The 20524-nt window shown below is 62.5% G+C and carries 19 protein-coding genes and 1 riboswitch; of the genes, 14 read left to right on the forward strand and 5 right to left on the reverse strand.

Annotated elements, in window-relative coordinates:
- Positions 1 to 106 precede the first annotated feature (106 nt).
- The 8 genes from O7A60_RS00715 (at position 107) to O7A60_RS00750 (ending at position 8957) form a co-directional block, all read left to right on the forward strand.
- Positions 107 to 1693 carry an ABC transporter substrate-binding protein gene (locus O7A60_RS00715; protein WP_337104566.1) on the forward strand — a complete coding sequence of 529 codons (1587 nt, stop codon included), beginning with the start codon at positions 107 to 109 and terminating at the stop codon, positions 1691 to 1693.
- A 16-nt stretch (positions 1694 to 1709) separates the two neighbouring features.
- Positions 1710 to 2669, forward strand: coding sequence for an ABC transporter permease (locus O7A60_RS00720; RefSeq protein ID WP_027142771.1), 960 nt, complete (start codon positions 1710 to 1712; stop codon positions 2667 to 2669).
- Between the two features lie 9 nt (positions 2670 to 2678).
- Entirely contained in the window at positions 2679 to 3503 is an 825-nt protein-coding gene (locus O7A60_RS00725; RefSeq protein WP_027142770.1) for an ABC transporter permease, read from the forward strand.
- A complete protein-coding gene (locus tag O7A60_RS00730) occupies positions 3503 to 5158 on the forward strand; it encodes an ABC transporter ATP-binding protein (RefSeq protein WP_337104567.1) in 1656 nt (551 codons plus the stop codon). The genes O7A60_RS00725 and O7A60_RS00730 overlap by 1 nt, the downstream gene beginning before the upstream one ends.
- Before the next feature lie 120 nt (positions 5159 to 5278).
- A complete protein-coding gene (locus O7A60_RS00735; protein WP_337104568.1) occupies positions 5279 to 6118 on the forward strand; it encodes an alkaline phosphatase family protein in 840 nt (279 codons plus the stop codon).
- Between the two features lie 181 nt (positions 6119 to 6299).
- On the forward strand, positions 6300 to 6866 hold the full coding sequence (locus O7A60_RS00740; RefSeq protein WP_337104569.1) for a sigma-70 family RNA polymerase sigma factor: 567 nt from the start codon (positions 6300 to 6302) through the stop codon (positions 6864 to 6866).
- Complete coding sequence (locus O7A60_RS00745; RefSeq protein WP_337104570.1) at positions 6863 to 7531, forward strand: anti-sigma factor; 669 nt, start codon at positions 6863 to 6865, stop codon at positions 7529 to 7531. The genes O7A60_RS00740 and O7A60_RS00745 overlap by 4 nt, the downstream gene beginning before the upstream one ends.
- Positions 7521 to 8957 carry a S8 family serine peptidase gene (locus O7A60_RS00750; RefSeq protein WP_337104571.1) on the forward strand — a complete coding sequence of 479 codons (1437 nt, stop codon included), beginning with the start codon at positions 7521 to 7523 and terminating at the stop codon, positions 8955 to 8957. Before O7A60_RS00745 ends, O7A60_RS00750 begins: the two co-directional genes overlap by 11 nt.
- Before the next feature lie 142 nt (positions 8958 to 9099).
- Here O7A60_RS00750 and O7A60_RS00755 read toward each other — a convergent pair whose 3' ends face one another.
- Positions 9100 to 9642 (reverse strand): hypothetical protein, encoded by a 543-nt coding sequence (locus O7A60_RS00755; protein WP_337104572.1) that lies wholly within the window; start codon positions 9640 to 9642, stop codon positions 9100 to 9102.
- A 56-nt stretch (positions 9643 to 9698) separates the two neighbouring features.
- A complete protein-coding gene (locus tag O7A60_RS00760) occupies positions 9699 to 10721 on the reverse strand; it encodes a LacI family DNA-binding transcriptional regulator (protein ID WP_337104573.1) in 1023 nt (340 codons plus the stop codon).
- Between the two features lie 361 nt (positions 10722 to 11082).
- Between O7A60_RS00760 and O7A60_RS00765 the strand changes: the two genes are divergently transcribed.
- The 5 genes from O7A60_RS00765 (at position 11083) to O7A60_RS00785 (ending at position 17592) form a co-directional block, all read left to right on the forward strand.
- Entirely contained in the window at positions 11083 to 12438 is a 1356-nt protein-coding gene (locus O7A60_RS00765) for an ABC transporter substrate-binding protein (RefSeq protein WP_140506805.1), read from the forward strand.
- 173 nt (positions 12439 to 12611) lie between these two features.
- The gene (locus O7A60_RS00770; RefSeq protein WP_337104574.1) at positions 12612 to 13625 is read left to right on the forward strand and encodes a carbohydrate ABC transporter permease; all 1014 of its coding nucleotides are present in this window, start codon (positions 12612 to 12614) and stop codon (positions 13623 to 13625) included.
- 1 nt (position 13626) lies between these two features.
- Complete coding sequence (locus tag O7A60_RS00775) at positions 13627 to 14781, forward strand: carbohydrate ABC transporter permease (protein WP_337104575.1); 1155 nt, start codon at positions 13627 to 13629, stop codon at positions 14779 to 14781.
- A 4-nt stretch (positions 14782 to 14785) separates the two neighbouring features.
- A complete protein-coding gene (gene bglA / locus O7A60_RS00780) occupies positions 14786 to 16450 on the forward strand; it encodes a beta-galactosidase BglA (RefSeq protein WP_337104577.1) in 1665 nt (554 codons plus the stop codon).
- Between the two features lie 29 nt (positions 16451 to 16479).
- Positions 16480 to 17592, forward strand: coding sequence for an ABC transporter ATP-binding protein (locus tag O7A60_RS00785; RefSeq protein WP_337104579.1), 1113 nt, complete (start codon positions 16480 to 16482; stop codon positions 17590 to 17592).
- 79 nt (positions 17593 to 17671) lie between these two features.
- On the opposite strand, the gene O7A60_RS00790 is transcribed toward O7A60_RS00785, so the two are convergent.
- The 3 genes from O7A60_RS00790 to O7A60_RS00800 form a co-directional block, all read right to left on the reverse strand.
- Positions 17672 to 17911 (reverse strand): DUF680 domain-containing protein, encoded by a 240-nt coding sequence (locus tag O7A60_RS00790; protein ID WP_337104580.1) that lies wholly within the window; start codon positions 17909 to 17911, stop codon positions 17672 to 17674.
- A gap of 66 nt (positions 17912 to 17977) precedes the next feature.
- Positions 17978 to 18181: a DUF680 domain-containing protein gene (locus O7A60_RS00795; protein ID WP_140716316.1), complete on the reverse strand. Its 204-nt coding sequence runs from the start codon at positions 18179 to 18181 to the stop codon at positions 17978 to 17980.
- Positions 18182 to 18253: 72 nt separating this feature from the next.
- Positions 18254 to 18460 carry a DUF680 domain-containing protein gene (locus tag O7A60_RS00800; protein ID WP_337104582.1) on the reverse strand — a complete coding sequence of 69 codons (207 nt, stop codon included), beginning with the start codon at positions 18458 to 18460 and terminating at the stop codon, positions 18254 to 18256.
- Positions 18461 to 18951: 491 nt separating this feature from the next.
- Positions 18952 to 19153: riboswitch (cobalamin riboswitch) on the forward strand.
- 115 nt (positions 19154 to 19268) lie between these two features.
- Between O7A60_RS00800 and O7A60_RS00805 the strand changes: the two genes are divergently transcribed.
- Complete coding sequence (locus tag O7A60_RS00805) at positions 19269 to 20516, forward strand: aromatic ring-hydroxylating oxygenase subunit alpha (RefSeq protein ID WP_337104583.1); 1248 nt, start codon at positions 19269 to 19271, stop codon at positions 20514 to 20516.
- The last annotated feature ends 8 nt before the right edge of the window (positions 20517 to 20524 follow it).

Below are 20524 nucleotides of genomic sequence, written 5' to 3' on the forward strand. Positions count from 1 at the left end.
TGTCGCATTCGGTCTTGCTTACCGCTTTCCCTTGCGGTCATTATTCCCTTTAACAACAAGCAAGAAAATCGACCGCAGAGTCGAACCAACAGAGTGAGGAACTCAAATGTCAAATGAACTGGAATTCCTTAGCCGGCGGGTTGCGTCGGGCAAACTGAGCCGTCGTGATTTTCTCGGCCGGGCGGCCGCGCTCGGCATCGCCGCACCCTTCGCCAACGCGCTGCTTTCAAGCGCTGCGCGCGCGGCGGGTCCGGTCAAGGGCGGTACGCTGAAGGCCGGCCTGGTCGGCGGTGAATCCACCAACAGCCTCGATCCGGCGCTGATGATGACGCAGGTGCCGTTCGCTTTCGGCAAGTGCTGGGGCGAATTGATCGTCGAGCTGTCGCCGGACGGCAAGCTCGAGAACCGCATCGCTGAAGAGATCGACTCCTCGGACGATGCGAAGACCTGGACGTTGAAGATCCGCGACGGCGTCGAATTCCACAATGGCAAGACGGTGACCGCCGAAGACGTCGCCGCCACGCTCGAGCGCCATTCGGACGAGAAGTCGAAATCCGGCGCGCTCGGCTATATGAAGGGTATCGAGACCATCAAGGCCAGCGGCAAGGAAGTGGTGCTGACGCTGAAGGAAGCCAACGCAGACCTTCCCTATTTGCTCAGCGACTATCACCTAATCGTGCAGCCCAATGGCGGCAAGGACAAGCCCGACGCCGGCATCTCGGCCGGTCCATACGTGGTCAAGACCAACGAGCCGGGCGTGCGCCATGGCGGCGAGCGCTTCGCCAATTACTGGCAGGGCGACAAGATGGGCCATGCCGACCAGATCGAAGTCATCGTCATCAACGACGCGACGGCGCGCACGGCAGCACTGCAGGGCGGCCAGGTCAACATGATCAACCGCGTGGAGCCGAAGATCGTCGACCTGATCAAGCGCGTGCCGGGCGTCACCATCCGCAACCACGCTGGCCCCGGCCACTACGTGTTCATCATGCATTGCAACACGGCGCCGTTCGACAATAACGACCTCAGGATGGCGCTGAAGCTGGCGATCGACCGCGAGGAGATGCTGACCAAGGTGCTGCGCGGCTACGGCTCGCTCGGCAACGACTTCCCGATCAACGCGTCCTATCCGTTGTTCAGCGAGATCGAGCAGCGCAAGTATGATCCAGACAAGGCCAAGTTCCACTACAAGAAATCAGGTCATGACGGCACCGTGCTGCTGAGAACCTCGGACGTGGCCTTCCCGGGCGCTGTCGATGCGTCCCAGCTCTTCCAGCAGAGCGCGGCCAAGGCCGGCATCAAGATCGAGCTCAAGCGCGAGCCCGGCGACGGCTACTGGAACGAAGTCTGGAACAAGCAGCCCTTCTGCGCTTCTTATTGGGGCGGCCGCTCGACGCAGGACCAGATGTACTCGACCGCCTATCTGTCGACCGCCGACTGGAACGACACGCGTTTCAAGCGCCCGGACTTCGACAAGATGGTGCTGGCGGCTCGTGCCGAACTCGATGAGGCCAAGCGCAAGCAGATGTACCACGACATGGCTGTCATGGTGCGCGACGAAGGCGGCCTGATCCTGCCGATGTTCAATCAGTTCATCGACGCCACCGGCGCCAAGGTCGATGGCTGGGTGGACGACCCGCATCAGGAGCTGATGAACGGCTACGCCCTGGCGAAGTGCTGGCTGCAGGCCTGAGTCCGGCTTTGCAGAGATGTCTTCACCCATCCTGAAACTAATTGCCCAGCGCATTGCGCTGGGCATCCTGCTTCTGTTGGCCATCTCGGTCCTGATCTTCGCCGGCACGCAGATCCTGCCCGGCGACGTCGCGCAAGCCATTTTGGGACAATCGGCGACACCGGAGTCGCTGGCCAATTTGCGCGAGCAGCTTGGGCTGAATGACCCGGCCTATGTCAGGTATTTCCATTGGCTCGGCGGCGTCTTGACCGGCGACCTCGGCACTGCGATGTCGAGCGGGCAGGATATCGCGACCTCGATCAAGTCGCGCTTGTGGAACACACTGTTCCTCGCCTTTTGGGCGGCGATCGTGGCCATTCCGCTGGCGATCACGCTTGGCCTGATCGCCGTGCGCTACCGCAATGGCTGGGTCGACAAGCTGATCTCCGGCTTGGCGCTCGCCTCGACCTCCTTCCCGGAATTCTTCATCGGCTATGTGCTGGTCTATTTCTTCGCCGTGAAGTGGCAGATCTTTCCCGGCATTTCGACCGTCTATGAAGGCATGCCATTCGGTGAGCGGATGCAGGCGATCGCGCTGCCGGCGACGGCGCTGACGCTGGTGGTGCTCGCCCACATGATGCGCATGACGCGAGCTGCGATCCTCAATGTCATGCAGTCGGCCTATGTCGAGACGGCGGAACTGAAAGGCCTGTCAGCGTTCAACGTCATCCGCAAGCACGCCTTCCCCAATGCCATCGCGCCGATCATCAACGTCGTCATGCTCAACCTCGCTTATCTCATCGTCGGCGTCGTCGTGGTCGAGGTGATTTTCGTCTATCCCGGCATGGGACAATATCTCGTCGATCACGTGACCAAGCGTGACGTGCCGGTGGTACAGGCCGTCGGCCTGATCTTCGCCGCCGTTTACATCAGTCTCAACATCATCGCGGACATAGCGGCGATCGTCGCCAATCCGCGTCTGCGACATCCGAAATAGGGGGCGGGCATGCTCGATATCAAACGCATCCCCATCCCCGCGCTGATCGGCATTATCCTGACGGCACTATTCGTGCTGGCGGCGATCTTCGCGCCGTGGATTTCGCCGCATGACAACGCCGAAATTGTCGGCGATGTCTGGGAGCCGATGTCGGCGGCGCATTGGCTGGGCACCGACAATCTCGGCCGCGATTTGCTGTCCCGGATGATCTATGGCGCCCGCATCACCTTGTTTATCGCGGTGCTGGCCACCGCGCTGTCGTTCTCGCTCGGCGCCATACTTGGCTTTTCGGCCGCGGTGTTCGGCGGCTGGTTCGACACGATCCTGTCGCGCCTCGTCGACCTCCTGATGTCGATCCCGACACTGATCATGGGCCTGGTGGTGCTCTCGGTGCTGCCAACCAACCTGGTGACGCTGATCCTGGTGATGGGCATTCTCGACTCGACGCGCGTCTACCGTTTGTCGCGCGCTGTCGCCGTCGACATCAACGTCATGGACTATGTCGAAGCCGCTAAGCTGCGCGGCGAGGGCAGCGTCTGGATCATCTTCCGTGAAATCCTGCCCAACGCGTTGTCGCCGCTGATCTCCGAGCTCGGCCTGCGCTTCATATACGCAGTGCTGTTCCTGTCGACGCTTTCCTTTCTCGGCCTTGGCGTGCAGCCGCCGGATGCCGACTGGGGCGGCATGGTGAAGGAGAACAAGGACGGCATCGTGTTCGGCATAGGCGCAGCGCTCATTCCCGCGGCCGCGATCGCGGCGCTGGCGATCTCGGTCAATCTTGTCGCCGACTGGGTGCTGAACCGCACGACAAGCCTGAAGGGAGGACGCGGGTGATGGCTGACGGCAAGGCAAAGTCCACCCCTCTGCTCGACATCCGCAATTTGCGCATCGAGGCGACGGTCTATCCGCCCGGTGAGGCGCCGAAGACCATCACGCTGGTGCACGATGTCTCGCTGACACTGGAGAAGGGCAAGGTGCTCGGCCTGATCGGCGAATCCGGTGCCGGCAAGTCGACCATCGGCCTGTCATCGATGGGCTATGGCCGTGGTGGCGTGCGCATCACCGGCGGCGAGGTGCTCCTCAACGGCCGCGACATCCTCAAGGGCGGTAAGGAGGACTTTCGCAAGCTGCGCGGTCGCGAGGTCTGCTATGTCGCGCAGTCGGCGGCGGCCGCTTTCAATCCCGCGCACAGGCTGATGGACCAGGTGGTGGAAGCCACGCTGCTGCACGGAACGGCGACACGAGCGGAGGCCGAGAAGCGCGCTGTCGCATTGTTCAAGAAGCTCAGCCTGCCCAACCCGGAAGCCATCGGCGAACGCTTTCCGCACCAGGTTTCAGGCGGCCAGCTGCAGCGTGTGATGACGGCGATGGCGCTGTGCTCGGAGCCTGACCTGATCGTCTTCGACGAGCCGACCACGGCGCTCGATGTGACGACGCAGATCGACGTGCTGGCGGCGATCAAGGATGCTATCCGCGACACCCATGTGGCGGCGCTCTACATCACGCACGACCTGGCCGTCGTCGCCCAGGTTTCGGACGAGATCATGGTGCTGCGTCACGGCCGGCTGGTCGAATGGGGCGGCACCCGCCAGATCATCAAGGAGCCGCGGCAGGAATACACCAACGCGCTGGTTTCGGTGCACGAGATCGAACATGCCGAGCAAAGACCCGGCACCACGCCGTTCCTGTCGGTCAAGAACGTGACCGCCGCCTATGGCGGCGGCCACGTCAAGGTGCTGAAGAACGTCTCGGTCGACATCTACCCCGGCCAGACGTTGGCCGTGGTTGGCGAATCCGGCTCCGGAAAGTCGACGCTGGCGCGCGCCATAACCGGACTTTTGCCGCCCGAGCAAGGCACCGTTACATTCGACGGGCGCCCCTTGGCCAACCGGCTTGCCGACCGGCCGAAGGAAGACCTGCGCCAGCTGCAGATGATCTATCAGATGGCCGACGTGGCGATGAACCCGCGCCAGACCGTCGGGACCATCATCGGCCGGCCGCTCGAATTCTATTTCGGCATGCGCGGCAGGCAGCGCGATGCCCGCGTCGCCGAACTGCTCGACAAGATCGAAATGGGCAAGGGCTTTGTCGACCGCTACCCGGCCGAGCTTTCCGGCGGCCAGAAGCAGCGTGTCTGCATCGCCCGCTCGCTCGCCGCCAAGCCCAAGCTGATCATCTGCGACGAAGTGACATCAGCGCTTGATCCGCTGGTGGCCAACGGCATCCTCAAGCTGCTGCTCGAACTGCAGAAGGAGGAAAATGTAGCCTATCTGTTCATCACCCACGACCTCGCAACGGTGAAGTCGATCGCCGATTCGATCGCGGTGATGTATCGCGGCGAAGTGGTGCGCTACGGTTCCAAGAGCAAGGTGCTCACACCGCCCTTCGATGCCTATACCGACCTGTTGTTGTCGTCCGTTCCGGAAATGGAGATCGGCTGGCTGGAAAAGGCGATCAAGGGGCGGCGCATGGCCAGCGCGGGGAACTAGCAAAGCGCAAAGTGATCTATCACGACACGGCCGTGCTGATGCGCGATGGAGGCGGGTTGATCGTGCCCTTCTTCAACCGGCTCATCGACGCCACCGACAGACAATCGCATGGAGCAGCCCGTGGCGATCCAATCCAAGCTTCTGCTGATCATCCTAGATGGCGTTCCCTACCGGAACTGGCGCCGGCTGATGGGCAATCTCGAAGGCTGGGTGCAGTCGGGCGGGGCACGGGTGTGGAAGATGCGCTCGGTGCTGCCGTCGACCTCGGCCTGCTGCTATGCCTCGATCCACACCGGCGTGTCGCCGCAGGTGCACGGCATCCTGTCCAACGAGAACCGCTTTCGCGTCGTGCAGCCCGACATCTTCTCGGAAGTCAGCAAGGCCGGCGGCAAGACCGGCGCGGTCACCCATTCCTACTGGTCCGAATTCTTCCGCTCCTACCCGTTCGACCTCGTCGCGGACATGGAATATGACGAGCCGGACGGCCCGATCACGCATGGCCGCTTCCACACCATGACCGGCTACAATCTCAAGAACCAGATGACGCCGAGCGATGTCGACCTGTTCGCGACGCTGACCATGCTCACCCGGCGCCACGGCATCGACTATGGTGTCCTGCACACCTGCACGCTGGACTCGATGGGCCACCGTTTCGGCCATGACTGCCACGAGATGGACCATGCCTGCTACGCCATGGACGGCATGCTGGCGGCCTTCCTGCCGGGCTGGATCGAGGCCGGCTACGAGGTCATGGTCACCGCCGACCACGGCCAGACCGACCGCGGCCACCATGGCGGCCATGACGACGAGATGCAGGATTTCGCGTTGTATTATTTCGGACAGGGCGAAGGGCCGGAAGTCGATACGCTGCTCGACCAGTTGCAACTGGCGCCAACGGTTCTGAGCCGGCTTGGCGTGCCGGTGCCGGCGACGATGAAGGCGAAGGCTTTTCTCTCCTGATTGAGTGGCTGGCGCCGCCCCTCATCCGCCTGCCGGCACCTTCTCCCCGTAAACGGCGAGAAGGGATGCTCTGGCAACCGTCCCGCTCTTCGGTTAGCCTCCCAGAATTCCTTGGCGGAGGATGAACCTTTTTGGATCGATCGGCGACAGAGCAGACAGGAGCCAGGCGGCTCGACCGGCCATGACGGCGGCGACGGAAACCGATCGCGCGCTTGTCGACCGGGTCGCGAAGGGCGACCGGGCTGCCGTGCGGCTCCTGTTCATGCGTCATCACGCGCGGGTCTACCGCTTCGTGGCGCGCCAGACTGGATCGGAAATGATGGCTGACGATATCGCGAACGAAGTGTTCCTCGAACTGTGGCGCCAGGCGCCGAGCTTCGAAGGGCGGTCCGAAGTCTCGACATGGCTGCTCGGCATCGCCCGCTTCAAGGCGCTCTCGCTGCTGCGCAAGAAGAAGGAAGACTGGATCGACGACGAGGCCGCCGCCGCGGTTCCCGACAGCGCCGACACGCCTGAGGTCGTCACCATGAAGGAGGACAAGGCCGCCGCCTTGCGTCGCCTCATCGACGCCTTGCCCGAGGAGCACCGCACGGTGATCGACCTCGCCTATTATCAAGGGCAATCGGTGACCGAGATCGCACAGGTGCTCGACATCCCGGTCGCGACCGTCAAGACCCGTATGTTCTACGCCCGCAAGAAACTCGGCGAAGCCTTGAAGGCCGCCGGTTACGACAGGGGGTGGCCATGAGCGCCGCTGAAAAGATGTCCCGCCGCGACGAAATGGAAACGCTGCTGCCGTTCTACCTGAACGGTTCGCTCGAAGGTTCGGATCTGGAAGCCATCGAAGAATGGCTGGCCACCGATCCTGCGGCACTTGTCGCGCTCGGCGAGGCGGAAGCCGAGTTCTCCGGCACGGCGGCAGCCAACGAGGCGATCCGCCCGCCGGCCGATGCGCTCAGCCGCTTCGCCAAGGCGCTCGACGCGGAGGCGGGGCCGGTTCGAGCGCCCGCAAGCGCATCCTGGCTGGCGCAGGCCTGGGGCCGCTTCATGGCGGTGCCGGTCGGCGTCGCCTGGGCGGCGGCAGCGGTCCTGCTGGCCTTGATCGCGGTCCAGTCTCTGGTGCAGCCTGGCGGCAAGGGCGGCAATTTCGAGATCGCCGGCTCACAAGACGATCTGGCCAAATTGCCGTTCGCGCTGGTCAAATTCAAGCCGGATGCCAGGATGGCCGATATTGCGGCCTTTCTCGACGCCAACAAGCTCAAGATCATCGGCGGACCGACCGCCGACGGCGTCTTCAGGCTCGCCATTCCGGCGACGACAGCCGCCGACTACGAGAAACTGCGGGGCCTTATTGCCGCGCAGCCTTTCGCGGAGGCTGTGATCGAGGGAAGGAAACCTGTTGATGGCGGTTGAGGCGGTCATTCGATTTGCGGCTATCCTGGCGGGGGCGATGACAATCGCCGCCGTGCCTGCGTCGGCGCAGAGCAACGATGCCACTCCCGACCGGACGAAAATCGATTGCAGCACCGAGGCCAATGCGATCGCGGCCGACTGCATCAGGGGCGGCGGCGATAAGGGTGGGTCGGGTGCGGCCCAAGCCGGCGCCGTTTTTCTGCCCGCCTTGATCGTCGACCTCTTCCCCAACCCGGTCGCCCTTCCTGCACCGGTTCCGACACCACGCCCGGAGCCCGCGACAGCCCCCGCCGCGAACCAGGCAGGCCCGCCGTCCGGTGGCCCGATCATCTCGCCGACCGATCTCATCGCCGTTCAGTCGCGACGCGCCGTGACCGGCGACTTCGTACCCGACGAGGTGTTGGTGACCGTCGATGGCGATGCCGGAGCCATGCAGCAGATCGCCGCTTCCTTCGGCCTTGAAGTGCGCTCGCAGCGCCAGTCCCGGCTGCTCGGCACCACGCTGGTGCGTTTCGGCATTCCCGATGGCCGCCCCGTCGGCGTCGTGCTGGCGCAGCTTGCCGCCGACGGCCGCACGCAGCGCCGCGAGCCCAACCATATCTATTCGCTGCAGCAGGCGGCCGGCATCGTCAACTATGCCTTCGACCGCATCGCGCTCGACGCCAAACAGGCCAGTGGCGAGAACGTGCGTATCGCCGTCATCGATACCGGCATCGACGATACCAATCCGGCTCTGGCCGGGGTCATCGCCGCGCAGTTCGACGCGATGCCGAACGTGCCGATCGAAAAGCGCGACCACGGCACTTCGATCGATGGTCTGATTGCCGGCGTCGGCCCGCTGGAAGGCATGGCGCCGGGCGCGAAAATCTACCACGCGCGTGCCTTCGAGGGCGGCAAGTCGACCATGGACGTCATCCTGTCGGCGCTCGACTGGGCGGCGGACCAGAATGTCAGCATCATCAATATGAGCTTCGTCGGCCCGAAGAACGACCTGCTCGGCACCGCCTGCCGTAATGCACGGGCGCTCGGCATGGTGCTGGTCGCCGCCGCCGGCAACAACGGCCCGAAGGCGCCCTATGGCTATCCGGCGGCCTTTGACGGTGTCATCGCGGTGACGGCCACCGACGCCAGTGACGGACTGATGCCGCAGGCCAATCGCGGCGCTTATGTCTTCATCTCGGCGCCGGGCGTCGAGATGGTGGCACCGAGCGGCGCCGGCTCGGACGTAGTGACGGGCACCTCGTTTGCCGCGGCGATCGTCAGCGGCGCCATCGCCAACCTCATCCACGCCACGCCCGACCGCTCGGCCAACGACATCGAGAAGGCACTTGCAGCGACGGCGAGAGATCTCGGGCCCAAGGGGCGCGACAATGATTTCGGTTACGGGCTGCTGGATCTTAAGGCGGCCGAGGCCGTGAGGGAGTAGGTTTTTCGCTTCAGGCGTCGATTTCGTCGATTTGCGGCCGATCAACCTGTCGCCAGTTGCCGGATTCGACGGAATAGCAGAAGCAACGCGACTCCAAGACAAAGCCCGACGACAGCCAAACCGATTATTGCCAGCCATCGCATTAGTACCGCCTGCTCATCGCTGCCATAACCCGGTAAAGGCCGTTGATCTCGATCATTTCCGAGTTGGACAACCGCTTCTTGGGCAGCGTTCGATCGGTATAGAAATATTTGGTCATAGCGTTGAATTCGAGTTCACTTCCGATGAACATTTCGGTGGGGTTCAGGTCTGACGTGACATGGCCTTCATAGGTGAGTTCCTGTGTGGAACGGACATCAACATTGTTGAAGTCCGGGGTTGTGGCGCCCGGGTGAAACCAGCCTGGCGCGAATACCGAGACCGGTCCGGAGCGGGGCAGATGCGTAATCGGCTGGTTGACGATCTCGACCACTCTCCGCTCTGCTCGCCCGGCTTCCAGATTCATTTTTTCGATGCCAGGCAACGTCCAGAAGACAGCGCCGGCCACGGTGAGCAGGAACGCAACTAAGCCAAGCAGACGCACAAGATGGCCTATGGTGCGCGTCGGTTCGACCGTGCGGCCAGCCGGTGCGCTGGCTTCGCGCCCGCGTTGGCCGAAAACCGCATTTGGCTGATCGATTTTCATCCGGCCATGTTGGGCTAAGCGCGCTAATGCGGGGTTAAGAGGGCACTCTGGCGACCCTAGGCCGGCGCTCCCGCCACCGATCCCCTGACAACCAGGTCGACCGGCCAGACCTCGCCGCGCGCGCCCTCCTCCAGTCCCGATATCCGCGCCGCCAGCCGCTCGGCGATGCGCGCGCCGGCCAGCCGGATCGACGAGCGCGTCGTCGACAGCGGCACGGAAAAATTCTCCGGCTTCAGCCAGGGAAAGACGTCGTCATGGGCGATCAGCGAGATGTCGCCGGGGATGCTGAGGCCAAGGTCGCGCACCGCGCGCACGACGCCGAGCGCCATGATCAGGCTGGAGCAGGCGATTGCCGTCGGCGCGCCGTCCTGTTCAAGCAGGCGCCGGGCGGCGCGATAGCCGTTCTCCTCGGTCATGACGACGGAGCAGACATGGCGATCGTCCAATGTCAGGCCGCTTGCTGCCAGTGCCCGGCGCAGGCCGCGCTCGCGATGAATGGCGAAGGTTTCCCCGTCATTGCCATTGATCAGCGCCAGCCGCCGGTGGCCGAGCTGGACGAGCAGCCGGGCAGCCTCGTGGAAAGCGCCTTCATTGTCGATGTCGAGAAAGGGATAGTCGAAGTCCAAGCCCTCGCTGCGGCCATGGACGATGAAGGGAATGCCGAGCGTATTGACCAGCGCCACGCGCCGGTCGGCGGGCCTGGGCGAAGAGATGTAGACGGCATCGACCTGCCGGTTGGCGACGACGCGCCGGTAGGTCGTCTCCTGATCGTCGGCGTCGGTCGGGGACAGGACAAGGTCGAGTTCGTGCGAGCGGGCATAGTCGCCGAGGCCGGACAGGAATTCGACAAAGTGGGGGTCGATGTCGACCGCGGCACCCGTCGGCAGCACATAGCCGATCATTCCGGACTTGCCCGTGGCCAGCCGACGCGCGCTCGGATTGGGGCGATAGCCGTGGCGCTTGGCGGCGTCCATGACGCGCCTGCGGGTTTCCTCGTTGACTTCGGGATAGCCGTTCAACGCCCGGCTTACCGTTGTCTGCGAAAGCGCCAGCATATGCGCGAGTTGCTTGAGGTTCACGAGAGGCCTCCCTGCCTCAAAGCGCTTTCAGATTGAATCGCCCCAAACACTACCCGAGATGCGGCCATATCGGAGACCATATGCGTGCCGGGCCCCGCTTTGAAACAGAAATTGCTGTTGCACCGCCAAAAAAGCATGTTGCGACGCACACTTCGGGCGCGGGCTGCTGGCAATTAAATCGATTAGTTCGCGAGCACTCTTGACTCCTGATTGATTCAATGGCGAGATCGGCAAAGCCAAAGCGCTTTGGAAGACTCTTCGAAAGGTTGCGGTTCCCTTGCGAGTGAGTCACAGTCCTGCGGCGTCGGCGGGCGGAATGGAGGTTCCGTCCTGTATGTGTGACCCACTGGGAGGAATACCGATGAAGAAGTTGCTTTTGCTGGGCGTTGCGTCTGCCGCGTTCGCCCTGAGCGCGCCCGCGCAGGCCGAACTGAAGTTCAAACCCGGCGAAGATCAGCACTTTCACTGGGCGAATTATGAAGACCTCAAGAAAGTCGACCTCAAGGGTGAGACCTTGTCAATCTTCGGCCCATGGCGTGGCGAGGACGAGGCGCTTGTCCGGTCGGTACTCGATTATTTCTCCGAGGCCACCGGCGCAGAGGTCAAATATTCCTCGTCCGAGAATTACGAGCAGCAGATCGTCATAGACACCCAGGCCGGCAGCCCGCCCAACATCGCCGTCCTGCCGCAGCCGGGCCTCATCCAGGACCTTGCTTCCAAGGGCGTGCTGACCCCGCTCGGCGACGACGTCGCGGCCTGGGTCAAGGAGAATTACGCCGCCGGCGACTCCTGGGCCAAGCTCGGCACCTATACGGGCAAGGACGGCAAGCCGGGCTTCTATGCCTTTCCCTACAAGATCGACGTGAAGGGGCTTGTCTGGTACTCGCCCGACAATTTCGAGGAAGCCGGCTACAAGGTGCCGAAGACGCAGGAAGAACTGGCCGAGCTCGAAAAGAAGATCATCGCCGATGGCGGCAAGCCCTGGTGCATCGGCCTTGGCTCGGGCGGCGCGACCGGCTGGCCGGCGACCGACTGGGTCGAGGATATCATGCTCAGGACGCAGCCGCCTGAAGTCTACGACAAGTGGGTGAAGAACGAGATCCCGTTCACCGATCCGGCAGTGGTCAACGCCATCGACATCTTCGGCAAGATCGCCACCGACGACAAGATGGTCGACGGCGGCGCCAAGGCGGTCGCGGCGACCGACTTCCGCGACAGCCCGAAGGGCCTCTTCACCGTGCCGCCGAAGTGCTACATGCACCATCAGGCGTCGTTCATCCCTTCCTTCTTCCCGGAGGGCGTGAAGCTTGGCCAGGATGCGGACTTCTTCCCCTACCCGCCCTACGCCTCCAAGCCGGAACTCGGGACGCCGCTGGAAGTGGCCGGAACGCTGGTGATGATCACCAAGGATTCCAAGGCGTCGCGCGAATTCATCAAGTTCCTGCAGATGCCGCTCGCGCATGAATTGTGGATGGCGCAGAAGAGCTTCGTCACGCCCTTCAAAGGCGCCAACAAGGACGCCTATGGCAGCGATGCGTTGAAGAAGCAGGGCGAGATCCTGGTCGGCGCCACGACGGTGCGCTTCGACGGCTCCGACCTGATGCCCGGCAAGGTGGGCGCCGGCTCCTTCTGGACCGGCATGATCGACCTGGTCGGCGGCAAGTCCGCTCAGGACGTCGCAACCGACATCCAGAAGAGCTGGGACGCAATCAAGTAGGCCGCTGCGGCGAGACCTAATCCTTCCTGATCCTCCTACTGGATCCGGGCTACGGCCCGGATCCGACCGGTGCATGCCGGAAGCCTTCGCGTTTCGATTGTTCCGAACAACTGAAAGTCGGCGTATCCAGTCGCCAGCATCGCCTGGCCGGTCATGCGCAGGGAGAGGGACCCATGGCGACTCAGATTTTCTCGGCAATATTCGTCATCATCATCGGCGTCGGCGGCTGTGTCGCCTATTTCTGGGGCGCCAACAAACTGCTCGACCTGATCTTCCCCTCGCGTGGGGTGTCCGGGACGGCCGCCGTCAACAATCTGCGCCGGCAGGGATTGGTGCGGCCCTGGTTGTTCGTGGGTCCGGCGCTGATCATCCTGACCATCTACCTGATTTATCCGGTGATCGCGACGCTGTGGCTGTCTTTCTTCGACCGCGGCGGCACGAGTTTCGTGGGGTCCGCCAACTACGAGTGGGCGCTGCGCGATCCGGATCTGCGAAACGCCATCCGGAACAACATCCTGTGGCTGGCGGTGGTGCCGGCGGCCTGCACCTTCCTCGGCCTGATCATCGCCGTGCTCACCGACAAGATATGGTGGGGCACGATTGCCAAGAGCCTGATCTTCCTGCCGCTGGCGATCTCCTTCGTCGGCGCCAGCGTGATCTGGAAGTTCATCTACGAATATCGTGGCGAGGGCCAGATCCAGATCGGACTGCTCAACGCCATCGTCCAGTATTTCGGCGGCCAGCCGCAGGTCTGGATATCACTGCCGCTCTGGAACAATTTCTTCCTGATGATCATCCTGATCTGGATCCAGACCGGCTTCGCCATGGTCATCCTGTCCTCGGCGCTGCGCGGCATCCCCGAAGAAACACTGGAAGCGGCGGTCATAGACGGCGCCAACCCTTTCCAGATCTTCTGGAAGATCATGGTGCCGCAGATCTGGGGCACCATCGCGGTGGTATGGACCACCATCACCATCCTGGTGCTGAAGGTGTTCGACATCGTCCTGACCATGACCAACGGTCAATGGAACAGCCAGGTGCTGGCCAATCTGATGTTCGACTGGATGTTCCGGGGCGGCGGCGATTTCGGCCGCGGCGCGACCATTGCCATCATCATCATGATCGCCGTCATTCCGATCATGATCTGGAACATCCGCCAGGCCAACAAAGAGACGGGAGGGCATTGAGATGGCCGTCGCGACCGGAAATTCCTTCGCAAGCCGTTTCGGCGTCCATATCGCGGTGCTCTTTTTCGTGGTGATCTGGACCATCCCCACGCTCGGCATCCTCGTCTCGTCGATACGCGACAAGGATCAGATCATCGCCTCGGGCTGGTGGAATTCGTTCGCAAGTTCCAGCCAGACCGAAGCCGGCCGCCTGCCGGCCGCCTCCACACAAGTCGAGAAGGACGGCAAGTTCGTTCTCCAGGGCAACATCTTCGGCGATGGTGCCAAGCGCGGCATCAGTGCCTTCGGCGTCAAGGCGGCGGCACCGACGCAGTATCCTGCCGGCACATCAGCCGATCTCGGCGACGGCGTCACCCTGCAACTCAACGCCGACGGCAGCTTCGTCATGGCCTCGCCCAAGGCATTCGAGGGCGACCGGGGCCAGCGCATCTACTACGCTTCGTCGGCGCCGCCGAAATTCACCCCCGAAAACTATCAGACCGTGCTGTTCTCCGAAGGCATCGGCCGCTCCTTCATGAATTCACTGACGGTCACCATCCCGGCGACCGTCATCCCGATCCTGATCGCGGCGTTTGCCGCCTATGCGCTGGCCTGGATGCGCTTTCCAGGCCGCGCGCTCTTGATCGCTGTCGTCATCGGCCTGCTGGTGGTGCCGCTGCAGATGTCGCTCATCCCGCTCCTGAAGCTCTACAACGGCGTCGGGACGTTCTTCGGCGTGCCGTCCAAGACCTATCTCGGCATCTGGCTGGCGCATACCGGTTTCGGCCTGCCCTTCGCCATCTATCTGCTTCGAAGCTACATTGCCGGCCTGCCGCGCGAGATCATGGAATCGGCGCGCATCGACGGCGCCAGCGATTTCGAGATCTTCGTCAAGATCGTGCTGCCGCTGTCTTTCCCGGTGCTTGCCTCCTTCGCCATCTTCCAATTCCTGTGGGTATGGAACGATCTCCTGGTGGCAATGGTTTTCCTCGGAACGGCGCCCGACCAGATCGTGCTGACGGCCAAGCTCAATGCGCTGCTCGGCTCGCGTGGCGGCAACTGGGAGATCCTGACGACATCGGCCTTCATCACCATCATCGTGCCGCTGATCGTCTTCTTCTCGCTGCAGCGTTATTTCGTCCGCGGGCTGCTGGCCGGCTCGGTGAAAGGAGGTTGAGACAATGCACTCGGCTTTGAAGGCGACTTCGAACCCAGACCCCGCCATCGACCGCGACTGGTGGCGGGGCGCGGTGATCTACCAGATCTATCCGCGCAGCTATCAGGACTCCAACGGCGACGGCATCGGTGACCTCAAGGGCATCATCGGCAGGCTGCCCTACATTGCCGCCCTTGGCGCGGATGCCATCTGGATTTCGCCTTTCTTCAAATCGCCAATGAAGGATTTCGGCTACGACGTCTCGGATTATTGTGACGTCGACCCGATGTTCGGCACGCTGGCCGACTTCGACGCGCTGACGGCGGAGGCGCACCGGCTGGGTCTCAAGGTGATGATCGACGAGGTGCTGTCGCATACCGCCGATATCCATCCCTGGTTCATGGAAAGTCGCTCGAGCCGCACCAATCCGAAGGCCGACTGGTATGTCTGGGCCGACGCAAGGCCCGATGGCACGCCGCCCAACAACTGGCTGTCGATCTTCGGCGGCTCGGCGTGGCAATGGGACACCAGCCGCCAGCAATATTACCTGCACAATTTCCTGGCCGAGCAGCCCGACCTCAACTTCCATAGCCGCCAAGTCCAGGACGCGCTGCTCGACGTCACCCGCTTCTGGCTGGAACGCGGCGTCGACGGCTTCCGTCTCGACACCATCAATTTCTACTTCCACAGCCAGGGGCTGGAAAACAATCCGCCGCTGCCCCCGGACGAGCGCAACGACCAGACCGCGCCGGCGGTCAACCCCTACAACTACCAGGATCATATCTACGACAAGAGCCGGCCGGAGAACCTCGCTTTCCTCGAGCGCTTCAGGGCGCTGCTCGACGAGTATCCGGCGACCGCCGCGGTCGGCGAAGTCGGCGATTCGCAGCGCGGGCTGGACGTGGTCGCCGCCTATACCGCCGGCGGCAAGCGCGTGCATATGTGCTATTCCTTCGACTTCCTGGCGCCGGAAAAGATCAGCGCCGCCAAAGTGCGCTCGGTGCTGGAAGCCTTTGGCAGGGTGGCCAGCGACGGCTGGTCGTGCTGGGCGTTTTCCAACCATGACGTGATGCGCCCGGCCTCGCGCTGGGCCGCCGATGAAGCCGACCCGTCCGCCTATCTCAAGGTCATCTCGGCATTGCTGATGTCGCTGCGCGGCTCGGTCTGCATCTACCAGGGCGAAGAACTCGGGCTCGGCGAGGCCGACCTGCGCTTCGAAGACCTGCAGGACCCCTACGGCATCCGCTTCTGGCCGGAATTCAAGGGCCGCGACGGCTGCCGCACGCCCATGGTGTGGGATGGCGGCGCCAGGAATGGCGGCTTCTCCCCGGCAAAACCCTGGCTGCCGGTGCCGGCCAAGCATCTGTCACAGGCGGTCAACGTGCAGCAAGGCGACGAGACCTCCCTGCTTGAGCATTACCGGCGCTTTCTCGCCTTCCGCCGCGCCCATCCGGCGCTGGCAAAGGGCGACCTCACCTTCATCGAAAGCGAGGGCGACACCGTCGCCTTCACCCGCCGGGCGGGCAATGAGGAGGTCGTCTGCGTTTTCAATCTAGGCGCCAGGCCGGCGAAGATTGACCTCGGCAACCGAACCCTGCAACGTTTGGCGGGACACGGGTTTTCCGGGCAGGCGAGCACCGGTTCGGTCGAACTCGGCGGTTACGACGCCTGGTTCGGACGCATAGGCTGAAACATCTGAGGAACCACTGGAGGAAATCAATGGCCGATGTCAATTTGAGACAAGTGAAGAAGTCCTACGGCAATCTCAACATTCTCCACGGCATCGACCTCGACATCAAATCGGGCGAATTCATCGTCTTCGTCGGCCCGTCGGGCTGCGGCAAGTCGACCTTGCTGCGCTCGATCGCCGGGCTTGAGGAAATCACCTCGGGTGAACTCAGGATCGACGGCCAGGTGGTCAACGACGTGCCGCCGTCGAAGCGCGGCATCGCCATGGTGTTCCAGTCCTATGCGCTCTATCCGCACATGACCGTCTACGACAACATGGCCTTCTCGATGAAGATCGGCAAGGAAAGCAAGGCCGAGATCGACAAGCGGGTACGGCAGGCGGCCGAGATCCTGCAGTTGACCAAATATCTCGACCGCCTGCCCAAGGCGATGTCGGGCGGCCAGCGCCAGCGTGTCGCCATCGGCCGCGCCATCGTGCGCAATCCGAAAGTGTTCCTGTTCGACGAACCGCTGTCGAACCTTGACGCGGCGCTGCGCGTCGCCACGCGCATCGAGATCGCCAAGCTCAAGGAATCGATGCCCAACACGACCATGATCTATGTCACGCACGACCAGGTCGAGGCGATGACGCTGGCCGACCGCATCGTCGTGCTGAAGGATGGCCACATCGAGCAGGTCGGCACGCCGATGGAGCTCTACAAGAACCCCGGCAACCTCTTCGTCGCCCAGTTCATCGGCTCACCGGCCATGAATATCCTGCCGGCGGCGGTCGACAAGACGGGCAATCCGACCATCGTCAGTCATGTCGGCGGCCGCAAGGCGACGGTACCGATCGCGACGCCTGCTTCGGCAAAAGGAGCGGCGGTCAGCTTCGGCGTGCGGCCGGAAGATCTCGCGATCGCCAGTGGTAGCGATTATCTGTTCGAGGGGACGGTCGATTATCTCGAGCAGCTCGGTGAGGTTCAGCTGGTCTATATCGACATCGGCCGTGCCGACCTGCCGCTGGTGACCAAGTTGCCGGGCAATGTCGAGGTCAAGCGCGGCTCGACGCTGCGGCTGACCGCCAATGCCGGAGATCTTCATATCTTCGATGCGGATGGACGGTCGTTCGCCCTGCACGAAGCGGAAGCCAAAGCCGCCTGAGACCACAAGCTGTCTCGACAATGCAAAAAGAGAGCGGCGGGTAAGCCCGCCGCTCTCTTTTGTATATCACCACGGCTGGTTAGTTGTTGCCGAAGAGGTTGCGGTCTGCGCCCTGAGGGGCGGACTTCTGTACGTCGCCCGACGAATTGAGCAGCTTGTAGACGGGCGATGCGCTCTTGCGGGTCGAGCCCGTATGCGAGGTGTCGACGTTGACGGTCGCCAGCTTGTTGATGTCGGTGTCGCCAACGTTGTCGTTGCCGGCATAGGCGCTACCAGCGGCAATCAGAAGAGCGGCGGCGGTAAGAACAATCTTTTTCATTTTGGTACTCCGATTTTTTCGAATTCAAGGGGCGGGCTGAGCGCGCCGTCCTTGCTTGAAGAGATGTTAGTTGTTGCCGAACAGGTTGCGATCGGCGCCGTGCTGGACGGGCTCCTGGCTGGCAGGAGCCGACTTGTCGACCGACGCGGTGTACGAGTTGTCCACCGCGGCGGCAGGCTGGTTGGCACCGTTGGAGCCATAGTTGTCGCTGGCAAAAGCGCTGCCGGAAATGGCCAGAACGGCGGCGGCGGCAATAAGGATCTTGTTCATTTTAGGTACTCCTGAATTTCTTGAATTCCGCCGGATCGGCGGGCAAGCCCGCCAATCCGTGGGGACAGGCCGTTAGCGGCCGAAGAGGTTGCGATCGCTGCCCTGAGCAGGCGTCTGAGCAACAGGCTCCGACGTCTTGGTGGAGGTGGAAGCGGTGTACGAACTGTCCACCGCGGCAGCAGGCTGGTTGGCGCCGTTCGAACCGTAATTGTCGCTACCAGCGAAGGCGCTGCCGGAAACAGCCAGAAGGGCGGCGGCAGTGAGAATGATCTTTTTCATTTTTTGGTACTCCAGTATTTTTCCGTCCGTCTAGCGGCGTGTCTTGGGATTAAATCGCGTCGTTCGGACAGCCCCGATGTGGGAGAGCACCCTTGCCGTTTCCAATCACGAAGTTGTTCAGCGTGGACCATGACTCCACCACTTGAAATTGTACCAGCGCCTTCCGCATCTCTTATTTTATCTTGTGATATCAATTGGTTAACTTAAAACAGCACTTCGATCACCAACTGTGTCGGAGGCTCGGCGTTCACAGCTCTTGCACGCACCGTCAACAGAAACGAACCGTTCGGTTCGATTTTAGACTCCGCTAATAGTCACTTTTTGAAACTGTTAACCTAGTTGCTCCCTGCAGGGAGCAAAGGCGGTGCCGGCGCGGCTTGGCGACAGAAGGCGATTCCAACTGCTACAAGCCTGTCATGACGATCCAACGTGCGTGTCGCGCCGCATGGATGCGATGTCGCTTTCGTGCCGATGTCGCAAAGCCTGTCGTGATTAGATCAGGCATCTCAGGTGCCGCTGCGTGAGGACGGAGCGGAGAATTGGGAAGCCGGTCAGATTCCGGCGCTGCCCCCGCAACGGTGGTGGAGTTCAAGTCGCAACGGGAGACCACTGGGCTAAAGCCTGGGAAGGTGTCGCGATGGTCCGCAAGGACAACTCCAGAGCCCGGAAACCAGCCCGAGATCGCTAGAACTCGACTGATCGCGGTGGGCGGTCAAGAGGCGGATGGTGTCTGTCCGGCTTTTCGCCGATCTGCGCCCAGTCCTTCCTCAATCACCACCAGTTCAGTCCTTGAAACTAAGGACAGGACATGGACGCGCGCAACGACATGCTGAGGCTATTGAACAGCCGCAGACAAGGCTTTTCGCTGGAACAGCCTTTTTACACCGACCCGGACTACTTCAAGCTGGACATGGAGTTGATCTGGTATCGCGACTGGCTGTTCATCGGCCATGATTGCGAATTGCCCAAGCCGGGCAGCTTCATCACCGTGCAGATCGGCGATTATCCGGTCGTGCTGGTGCGCGATCAGCAGGGCAAGATCAACGCCTTCCACAATTCCTGCCGCCATCGCGGCAGCCGCGTCTGCAACAGTGACAAGGGCACGGCCACCAAACTGGTCTGTCCCTATCACCAATGGACCTACGAGCTCGACGGCCGGCTGCTGTTCGCCCGCCAGATGGTCGATGGGTTCGACAAGAGCCAGTACGGCCTGAAGCCCGTCGCCTGCGAAAGCGTTGGCGGTTACATCTTCATCTGTCTGGCCAGCGAGCCCGCCGATTTCGCGCCGATGCGGGCGATGATCGAGCCTTACCTTTTGCCGCACCGGCTGCGTGAGGCAAAAGTCGCTTTCGAGAGCACCATCATCGAGAAGGGCAACTGGAAGCTGGTCTGGGAAAACAACCGCGAATGCTATCATTGCGCCGGCAACCATCCCGAACTCTGCAAGACCTTCCCGGAAGCACCGACGGTGACCGGCGTGCAAGGCGCCGACAGCGATCCGGAGATGCTGGCGCACTGGGCGAAATGCGAAGCGGCCGGCCTGCCGAGCAAGTTCCGCATCGATCCGGCCGGCCAGTATCGCGCCACCCGCGCGCCGCTGCTGCGCGATGCCGTCAGCTACACGATGACGGGAAAGCGCGCGGTCGAGAGGAATCTTTCCGACAGCGTTTCAACCGACCGCATCGGTTCGTTGCTGCTTTACCACTATCCGACGACCTGGAACCACATCCTGGGCGACCACGCCGTCACCTTCCGGGTGCTGCCGATCAGCGCCACGGAAACGGCGGTGACCACCAAATGGCTGGTGCATAAGGATGCGGTCGAGGGCGTCGATTACGATCTCGCAGAACTCACCCATGTCTGGACCGAGACCAACGACCAGGATCGCCGCATCGTCGAGGAAAACGCCTTCGGCATCCTGTCGCCGGCCTACGAGCCAGGCCCCTATTCGGAGCTGCATGAGGGCGGCGTGATCCAGTTCGTCGAGTGGTACGCATCCTTCATCGGGCCACGGCTTGCCGAAGGCGGCCGGCCGGCCCTGCGCAGCGTTGCCTAAGGCATATC

Source organism: Mesorhizobium salmacidum (SeqCode) (genome assembly GCF_037179605.1).
Taxonomy (GTDB): domain Bacteria; phylum Pseudomonadota; class Alphaproteobacteria; order Rhizobiales; family Rhizobiaceae; genus Mesorhizobium; species Mesorhizobium salmacidum.

Coding starts and splice junctions, on each gene's coding strand:
- O7A60_RS00715 (WP_337104566.1), top strand. CDS start 107: ATGTCAAATGAACTGGAATTCCTTAGCCGGCGGGTTGCGTCGGGCAAA.
- O7A60_RS00720 (WP_027142771.1), top strand. CDS start 1,710: ATGTCTTCACCCATCCTGAAACTAATTGCCCAGCGCATTGCGCTGGGC.
- O7A60_RS00725 (WP_027142770.1), top strand. CDS start 2,679: ATGCTCGATATCAAACGCATCCCCATCCCCGCGCTGATCGGCATTATC.
- O7A60_RS00730 (WP_337104567.1), top strand. CDS start 3,503: ATGGCTGACGGCAAGGCAAAGTCCACCCCTCTGCTCGACATCCGCAAT.
- O7A60_RS00740 (WP_337104569.1), top strand. CDS start 6,300: ATGACGGCGGCGACGGAAACCGATCGCGCGCTTGTCGACCGGGTCGCG.
- O7A60_RS00745 (WP_337104570.1), top strand. CDS start 6,863: ATGAGCGCCGCTGAAAAGATGTCCCGCCGCGACGAAATGGAAACGCTG.
- O7A60_RS00750 (WP_337104571.1), top strand. CDS start 7,521: ATGGCGGTTGAGGCGGTCATTCGATTTGCGGCTATCCTGGCGGGGGCG.
- O7A60_RS00755 (WP_337104572.1), bottom strand. CDS start 9,642: ATGAAAATCGATCAGCCAAATGCGGTTTTCGGCCAACGCGGGCGCGAA.
- O7A60_RS00765 (WP_140506805.1), top strand. CDS start 11,083: ATGAAGAAGTTGCTTTTGCTGGGCGTTGCGTCTGCCGCGTTCGCCCTG.
- O7A60_RS00770 (WP_337104574.1), top strand. CDS start 12,612: ATGGCGACTCAGATTTTCTCGGCAATATTCGTCATCATCATCGGCGTC.
- O7A60_RS00775 (WP_337104575.1), top strand. CDS start 13,627: ATGGCCGTCGCGACCGGAAATTCCTTCGCAAGCCGTTTCGGCGTCCAT.
- bglA (WP_337104577.1), top strand. CDS start 14,786: ATGCACTCGGCTTTGAAGGCGACTTCGAACCCAGACCCCGCCATCGAC.
- O7A60_RS00785 (WP_337104579.1), top strand. CDS start 16,480: ATGGCCGATGTCAATTTGAGACAAGTGAAGAAGTCCTACGGCAATCTC.
- O7A60_RS00790 (WP_337104580.1), bottom strand. CDS start 17,911: ATGAAAAAGATTGTTCTTACCGCCGCCGCTCTTCTGATTGCCGCTGGT.
- O7A60_RS00795 (WP_140716316.1), bottom strand. CDS start 18,181: ATGAACAAGATCCTTATTGCCGCCGCCGCCGTTCTGGCCATTTCCGGC.
- O7A60_RS00800 (WP_337104582.1), bottom strand. CDS start 18,460: ATGAAAAAGATCATTCTCACTGCCGCCGCCCTTCTGGCTGTTTCCGGC.
- O7A60_RS00805 (WP_337104583.1), top strand. CDS start 19,269: ATGGACGCGCGCAACGACATGCTGAGGCTATTGAACAGCCGCAGACAA.